The 882-nt window shown below is 42.4% G+C and carries 1 protein-coding gene; it reads left to right on the forward strand.

Annotated features, from left to right (window positions below; translation table 11 throughout):
* Window positions 1–28 precede the first annotated feature (28 nt).
* Window positions 29–844: a triose-phosphate isomerase gene (gene tpiA, locus ACS8FD_RS18285; protein ID WP_439262509.1), complete on the forward strand. Its 816-nt coding sequence runs from the start codon at window positions 29–31 to the stop codon at window positions 842–844.
* Window positions 845–882 lie beyond the last annotated feature (38 nt).

The raw sequence follows: 882 nt of genomic DNA on the forward strand, positions 1-882 counted from the left end.
ACGACGAATGATAGAAGGTAGATAAACCATGCAAGCTTGGGTAATTGGCAATTGGAAACAAAATCCAGCAACGACTAAAGACGTTAATGCACTGTTAGACACGTTATTAACGACTGCTGATGATACTGTCAGTAATGGTTGTCAGTTAATGGTAGCGCCTAGCTGTATCCACTTAGCAAATGTGAGCGCACGCTTGCAAAACACCGCTATACTCACTGCTGCTCAAGATATCAGTGCGCTTAGTGATAGTAGCGGGGCATATACTGGTGATTGTTCAGCACAGCAAATCGCTGATGCAGGCGCGACATGGACGATACTCGGGCACTCTGAGCGTCGCCAATATTACCAAGAGTCTCATGAGAGTCTGTTAGAAAAACTGAGTCATGCTTTTACACAAGGCTTAGGCGTGGTGTACTGTATCGGTGAAACGCAAACTCAATATGATAATCAGCAAACCTTTAGTGTATTAGATGATCAACTAGCTGTAATAAAGGACTTACTTATTAAAAGTAAAGAGCAAGCGCCTGAACTTGTTCAAAGACTAGCGGAGCGTTTGATTATCGCTTATGAACCTGTTTGGGCGATTGGTACAGGCAAGGTCCCAACAGTGATGGAAGTAGACGCGACTCATCAGCATATTAAAGAAACAGTCGCAAGCTTTGATACAACGCTACCTGCAACGACGGTTTTATATGGCGGCAGCGTTAACAAAGATAATGCTGATAGCTTTGCGGCCAGCCCTATGATAGATGGAGCACTGGTTGGCGGTGCATCACTAAAAGCAGAGAGTTTTTTGGCGATTGCTCACGCTTTTAACCAAGCTAAAAACAAACAGACTTTATAATAATTAACTACTAAGTTTACTTATTAAAAATAAGTATT

The organism is Psychrobacter sp. 1U2 (assembly GCF_051847575.1).